Origin of the sequence: Halorubrum sp. Boch-26 (assembly GCF_029889805.1) — an archaeon.
In the GTDB taxonomy this organism is placed as follows: domain Archaea; phylum Halobacteriota; class Halobacteria; order Halobacteriales; family Haloferacaceae; genus Halorubrum.
Window position 1 is genome coordinate 1 of the sequence record NZ_JARANT010000124.1, and the last position, 6,134, is coordinate 6,134.

The 6,134-nt window shown below is 71.4% G+C and carries 11 protein-coding genes; 7 read left to right on the forward strand and 4 right to left on the reverse strand.

Annotated features, from left to right (window positions below; all coding sequences use genetic code 11):
* On the reverse strand, positions 1–358 hold a 358-nt coding region (locus OQF71_RS13435), incomplete at its 3' end, for a metal-dependent hydrolase (RefSeq protein WP_280588272.1).
* A gap of 144 nt (positions 359–502) precedes the next feature.
* Complete coding sequence (locus tag OQF71_RS13440) at positions 503–1,438, reverse strand: FAD-dependent oxidoreductase (RefSeq protein ID WP_280588275.1); 936 nt, start codon at positions 1,436–1,438, stop codon at positions 503–505.
* A 540-nt stretch (positions 1,439–1,978) separates the two neighbouring features.
* Here OQF71_RS13440 and OQF71_RS13445 point away from each other — a divergent pair.
* From OQF71_RS13445 to OQF71_RS13475, 7 genes are all read left to right on the forward strand, one after another.
* A complete protein-coding gene (locus tag OQF71_RS13445; RefSeq protein WP_008004716.1) occupies positions 1,979–2,245 on the forward strand; it encodes a hypothetical protein in 267 nt (88 codons plus the stop codon).
* Between the two features lie 4 nt (positions 2,246–2,249).
* Positions 2,250–2,384, forward strand: a complete 135-nt coding sequence (locus OQF71_RS13450) for a DNA-directed RNA polymerase subunit P (RefSeq protein ID WP_004049526.1) — start codon at positions 2,250–2,252, stop codon at positions 2,382–2,384.
* Between the two features lie 17 nt (positions 2,385–2,401).
* Positions 2,402–2,740, forward strand: a complete 339-nt coding sequence (locus OQF71_RS13455) for a KEOPS complex subunit Pcc1 (protein ID WP_280588285.1) — start codon at positions 2,402–2,404, stop codon at positions 2,738–2,740.
* A 114-nt stretch (positions 2,741–2,854) separates the two neighbouring features.
* Positions 2,855–3,241, forward strand: a complete 387-nt coding sequence (locus OQF71_RS13460; RefSeq protein ID WP_280588292.1) for a prefoldin subunit beta — start codon at positions 2,855–2,857, stop codon at positions 3,239–3,241.
* A gap of 7 nt (positions 3,242–3,248) precedes the next feature.
* The gene (locus OQF71_RS13465; protein WP_280588286.1) at positions 3,249–3,491 is read left to right on the forward strand and encodes a DUF3194 domain-containing protein; all 243 of its coding nucleotides are present in this window, start codon (positions 3,249–3,251) and stop codon (positions 3,489–3,491) included.
* Positions 3,492–3,662: 171 nt separating this feature from the next.
* Positions 3,663–3,860, forward strand: coding sequence for an HVO_0649 family zinc finger protein (locus OQF71_RS13470; protein ID WP_280588287.1), 198 nt, complete (start codon positions 3,663–3,665; stop codon positions 3,858–3,860).
* A 23-nt stretch (positions 3,861–3,883) separates the two neighbouring features.
* Complete coding sequence (locus OQF71_RS13475) at positions 3,884–4,309, forward strand: universal stress protein (RefSeq protein ID WP_280588288.1); 426 nt, start codon at positions 3,884–3,886, stop codon at positions 4,307–4,309.
* A 32-nt stretch (positions 4,310–4,341) separates the two neighbouring features.
* Here the strand turns inward: OQF71_RS13475 and OQF71_RS13480 are convergent, their stop codons facing one another.
* Positions 4,342–4,896: a GMP synthase subunit A gene (locus tag OQF71_RS13480; RefSeq protein WP_280588289.1), complete on the reverse strand. Its 555-nt coding sequence runs from the start codon at positions 4,894–4,896 to the stop codon at positions 4,342–4,344.
* A gap of 144 nt (positions 4,897–5,040) precedes the next feature.
* Positions 5,041–6,134 (reverse strand): tRNA pseudouridine(13) synthase TruD (locus tag OQF71_RS13485; RefSeq protein ID WP_280588291.1); only part of this gene is annotated, 1,094 nt, incomplete at its 5' end.

The following is a 6,134-nucleotide window of genomic DNA, read 5'->3' on the forward strand; positions in this document are numbered from 1 at the left end:
CGCCGGCGCGGGTCGAGCAGCGGGAGTGGACCGCGACGCCGCCGACGAAGGCCGGGGTCCACGACGGGAGCGCGCTCCCGGTCGCGCCGCTCGCGAAGAGGACGGTCCCGCCGCCCGCTGGAAGGGCGAGCGCGGCGGCGGGCGCCGCGAGTGCGCCCGCTGCGATCGCGAACGCAACCGTGTGCGTCGGGCCGCGGTGCGCGACCGGGAGCCGATGGTCGAGGTCGGGCAGCGTCGCGAACGCGACGGCGACCGCCGCGCCGAGGGCCGCCAGTCCGGGCTCGCCGAGGGCTCGCATCCCGCCCGCGACCGGCGCGTACGCGAGCAGGGCGATCCCGACGTGGCCTCGCCAGTACACGGGCGACGCTCGGGGAATGGCGGTGATAAATACGTCGGGAGAGAGGCCGAGAGGAGCCGTCAGCGGGGCGGGGGCGTCGACCGCGCCTCAGTCGTCCGCGGGGGCGGGAGCGTCGCAGTCGTGTGCGGGGGTGTCGACCGCGTCTCAGTCGTCGGCCGGTGCGGGCGCGTCGCCCGCGGAGAGCCGGACGTCGGGACCGTCGACGCCGAGCTCGTCGAGCGCGGCCTGCGCGGCGCGCTTCCCGGAGACGAGCATCGCGCCGAACGTCGGCCCCATCCGCGGGAGGCCGTGGGCCGTCGCGACCGCCATGCCGGACGCGATCAGCCCGTCGTGGACGACGCCGGTGTGCTCCACCACGGCGTCCTCGCTCTCGCCGACCCACATCGAGTCGTGGCCGGGCGAGTCGTGGCCCGGGGCGCCGTACTCGCCGTCGCCCGTCTGGTCCATCCCGGTGTTGTGCTCCTTCGCGTGCTCGATGCCCGGCGCCGAGAGGACGCCGCGCTCGTCGAGCTTGCTGATCGCGACCGCGTCGTGGCCGGTCGCGTCGATCACGAGGTCTGACTCGACCGCGATGGGGTCGACGCAGGTGATCTCGCGCGGGAGCGCGTGGACCGGCGTCCAGTTCATTACGATCCCGCCGACGCGGTGGTCCTCGCGGACGACGAGGTCGGTGAACTCGGTCATGTTCTGGACGCGCGCCCCGGCGTCGCAGGCGGCCTTGATCAGCCCGGAGCAGGCCTCGGGGCCGGCCGCCGTGTAGAGGCCGTCGACCTCTTCGACCGGGTCGTAGTCGACGTCGAGATCCTCGAGGATCTCCTGTGCGGGGTCCCGGACCGTCACCGTGTTCATCAGGAACCCGCCGAGCCAGAAGCCGCCGCCGAGGTAGTTGTTCTTCTCGACGATCATCACCTTCACGCCGCGCTCGGCCAGCTCCTTGGCGGCCATCAACCCGGACGGACCGCCGCCGAGGACGATCACCTCCGACTCGGTGAACTCGAGGAATCCGTCGGTCCACTCGTTACCGATCGCCTTCGTCACGTCGGTCTCGCTCACGTCGCTGAAGCCGTCGAATCCGTGCATACAACCTAGTAATATTACTTGGTTGTGAAAGGCGTTGCGGTCGATACGCGGGGGACACCCACAGAGCCCCAGCCACTCGCTTATAAGCGGATACTGCTAGACCGACAGTGAACGCCCACAAAGCCCCAGCCGTGGGACCATACATCGCTGACACCGAATCCTCGGCGAACACCACCAAAGCCCCTGCCCCTTTGAGTCCCACCCATCCGCACAGCACCGCAGCCTCACGCCTCCCCAGCCTCGTCACCGGACTCCGTCCGGTTGCAAGCGAGAGCTCCGCTCTCGCCCTGTCGGTCGTCCTCCGCGTCGCTCCGGACGACCGACTTCCTCGCGGGCTCCTCGCGCCCTGTCGGGCGCTCGGAGGCGCGCCGCCGCACCGTCTGTTTATAAATAGTCGTCGCCGTCGATATTTCCTATTTAAATGCCTCATCAGCGTCGAAACGTCGCGATCCCGCACCCCGGGCTCGGCCGTCCCGTCGTCCCCCGTGACGCCCCCGACTCGTAGCCTTTTTACCCGCGCTGGCGGTAGACGGACTCACTATGGCTGAGGACAAGGCACGAAGCACCGGTAGTGCGGGCCGATTCGGCGCTCGCTACGGTCGGGTCTCCCGCAAGCGGGTCCAGGACATCGAAGAAGAGATGCAGAACGCCACCGTCGACGGCGACGACGTCACGCGCAAGGGCACCGGCATCTGGGTGAACGAGGAGACCGGCGAGACGTTCACGGGCGGGGCGTACCGCCCCGAGACGCCCGGCGGCCGCACCGTTCGCCGCTCCATCCGCGCCGCGCTCGCCGACGAGGAATAGGACGATGAGCTACAAGTGCTCCCGCTGTAAGCGCGACGTCACCCTCGACGAGTACGGCGGCGTGCGCTGCCCGTACTGCGGCCACCGCGTCCTCTTGAAGGAGCGCGGCGGCGACGTGAAGGAAGTCAACGTCGAGTAACGTCGGTTTCGCAGACCGTGACGGCGTCCCGCGCACACGAGACGGTCCTCTCGTTCGCCTACCCCTCCGAGCGGCGCGCACGGCTCGTCGCCGGCGCGCTCGCGCCCGAGGTCGGCGAGATCGACGACGCCCGCTCGGCCGCGACCGTCTCCCGCGACGGCGACGCGGTTCGAGTCCGGGTCGCGGCGGACGACCTCGTCGCCCTCCGCGCCGGGATCAACAGCTGGTCCCGGCTCGTCGAGGTCGCGGAGCGAGTCGGCTCGGAGCGAGTCGGCTCGGAGCGAGTCAGCTCGGAACGGGTCGGCTCGGAACGGGTCGGCTCGGAACGGGTCGGCTCGGAACGGGATCGGGAGTAGCGACTACCCGCCGATACCCCGCCGTTTCGGGCCTCTATCCGGCGAACCGGTCGTCGTCGGAGAAGTCGGGGGTTTTTCCGTCCGGGTCGCTTCTCTCCGTCCATGCAAGGGAACATGCCGCCCGAGGCACAGGAGAAGATAGAGGAGCTTCAGGAACTGCAGGAGACCGCACAGCAGGTCGCCGAGCAGAAGGAGCAGGCGCAGGCCGCGCTCAACGAGTCGAAGACGGCGCTCGACGCCCTCGAGGACGTCGACGAGGACGCCGGAATGTACCGCGAGATCGGCGAGGTCCTCGTCGAGACGGACTACGAGTCCGCCTACGACGACCTCGAGAACAAGGTCGACTCGCTCGAAGTCCGCGTCGAGCAGCTCCAGAAGCAGGAGGAGCGCGTGGAAGAGCAGTTCGACGACCTGCAGGGCGAGCTCCAGCAGATGCTCCAGGGCGGCGCCGGCGGCGGCGGTCCGATGGGCCCGGGCGGTCCGGGCGCGGGCGGCGCGTAAGCGATCGATGAGCGACGAGCCGACGGACGAGGACGTGGTCCGCACCGCGGCAGAGGCCGCGGAGGGCGTCGTCTTCGCCCACTACGACCAGTCGGCGGTGACCGATCTGGACGTCACGGTGACGTTCGAGGAGGGCGTGCTCGACGTCGACGTCTACCTGAACGCCCCCGACGACCCCGACCCCGACGCGGTCGCTCGCGAGGCGGCCGAGACCGCCGGCGAGGCGGTCGACGAGCTGTTCGCGGAGTAGGCGGTCGGTTTCTCCCGTTTTTTGGCTCGATGAGTTCGACGCGGGCGACAGCAAACCCGGCCAGCGTCGTCCGAGCGCCGCTCGACGCCGAAAGCGGCGTTCGCGAGCGGCGCGGGTCCCGCCGGGACCCCACCCATAACTATTAATCGCGCCGTTGAGTTGTGTCACCGTATGTCATCCAGTCACAGCGGCAGGTCGGCGTTCGAGCGGCTCCGCGCGCGGCTGGACGAACGGCCGCACGCCTGCGAGGAGTGCGGGTTCGTCGACGACGCGGGCGAGTGGGAGGCGGTCACCACGGGCGCGACCGTCGAATACCGCCGGGAGTGCCCGAGTTGCGGGACCGAGCACCTCCGACAGTATCGACTCTGAACCGGGGCTGAGGCTCGACCGCGATGTACGACGCGATCCTCTGTCCGACCGACGGGAGCCCCGGAAGCGACGCGGCCGTCGAGCACGCGTGCTACCTCGCCGAACTGGCGGGCGCGCGGATCCACGCGCTGTTCGTGGTCGACGAGACGATCGCCGGCGCCGACGGCTGGGACGTGGTCGTCGAGCGCGAGGAGGGGCGCGGCGAGCGCGCGCTCGACGCCGTGGCCGCGGCCGGCGCGGAGCGCGGCGTCCCGGTCGAGAAGCACCTGCGGCGCGGCAGCCCCCACGAGGAGATTCTGGACGCCGCGGGCGACTACGAGGCCGACCTGATCGTGATGGGGACGCACGGCCGGACCGGCGTCGGGCGGTTCCTCGCGGCCGGCTCGGTCGCCGAGCGAGTCGTGCGACACAGCGAGGCACCGGTGTTGACCGCGCGGCTCGGAGAGTAGAGCGGCCGGTTAGCAGAGCAGGGCGGGCGGTCCTACGCCGACTCGCAGATTTCGACGAAGTTCTCGAAGACCTCGTCGCCGCGCTCGGTGTGGGCGACCTCCGGGTGCCACTGGACGCCGTACAGGTCCGCCTCGGGGTTCGACATCGCCTCGATGCCGCAGACGTCGGAGGTGGCGGCGCGGGCGAACCCCTCCGGGAGCTCCTTGACTTCGTCGGCGTGAGAGGCCCACACGCGGACCTCCGGCGCGAGCGACCCGACGAGCGGGTCCTCCTCGTCGACGATCTCCACGTCGACGTCGGCGTAGCCCCCGTAGTCGCCGCCGCCGACCTCGCCGCCGAGCTCGGTCGCGATCAGCTGCATTCCGAGACAGATGCCGAACACGGGAACGTCCAGATCGAGGTAGTCGGGCGCGTTGCCGACGCGGTCCATGTCGGGACCCCCCGAGAGGACGATCCCGTCGGCGTCGACCTCGTCGGCGGGCGCGTCGGCCGAGACGATCTCGGTGTCGACGCCGATGTCGCGGAGCGCGCGCCGTTCGAGGTGCGTGAACTGGCCGTGGAGGTCGATGACGACGATCCGGGTCATGGCCCCGATTGACGGCTGCCGCACAAAAACGGCTCGGAACGGGGCGCAGTATCGTGGTGGTTTCGGCGTTCAAACACCCACAGTAATACACGAACGCGGATCAGTCAGGGGCGATCGTCCGGCCGAGGGCGCGCCGCGTCCCCGTCACAAGTCGAGCGGACCGCTCTTCGTGAACTCCCGGAGGAGCACGGTCGCGTACGAGCCGCTCGGGAGCGCGAAGGCGAACCGGGGGTCCCCGTCCGCAAACGTCACGTCGAGATCGGTGCGCAGGAGGATCGCCCGCCGGGTGCCCGCGGAGTCGAACTCGCCCGGGAGCGCGAAGTCGCCGGGCTCGATCCCGGCGTCGGCGAGGACCTCGCGCTCGATCTCGCCCGGCTCGCCGTCGCCGAGTTCGGTCTCGGTACCGACGAGCGGGGCGGTGACGAACGCCCGCCCGCGCTCGCAGTGACGGGAGACGACCGACACGCGGTCGGCGTCGACCGGCTGGAGCCGGTCGGTGTCGGGCGCGTGGAGCTCGTCGGGTGCGTCGCCGTCGGCGAAACAGACCACGTCGCCGGCGACGGGACGGTCGAACGGGATCCCGCGGCGGAGCCGCTCGCTGGCGATCCGGTTGAACAGGAACGACTGGGCGGCGTTGACGAACAGCCGCTGGAGGTTCGACGGCACCGCCTCCAACGCGTGCCACCAGTCGTCGTGGTCCGGCGGCGCGTCGGGGGCGACGCCGCGGTCGGCGAGCCGGTGGACCATCGACCGCTCGAAGCGGAGCTTGCCGGGGATCGCGTCGAGACAGCCGGCCCAGTCGCCGTCGCCGGTGCCGTCGGCGGCGGAGCGCTCCGCGTCGGCGGCGGTGCCCTCGCCGGTGACGCCCCCCTCGGCGACGTCGGCGTCGACCCCGAACGCGGCGTCGACGCGGTCGCGCGCGGCCCGGGTGTCGTCCGGCTCCGTTTCCGCGGGATTGCCCGCGTACAGCCGGACCGCCTCGCGCGGGTCGTTCCGGGCGACCGCGAGCCCGACGACGTGGGTGACGGGCCGCCGGCTACCGAAGCGCTGCTGACCGAAGTAGTTCGGGACGCCGACGGTCGCCTCGGTGGGAGCGCCGTCGGCGTCGGTGGCAGCGTCGTCGTCGCCGCCCGCGAACGCCCGAAGGTCGCGCACCGCGTCGCCGACGCGCTCGGGGGCCTCGTCGGCCGCGGCGGCGGCGCGGGGGGCGCGGGCGTTGGCGGCGGGGGGGCCCATGG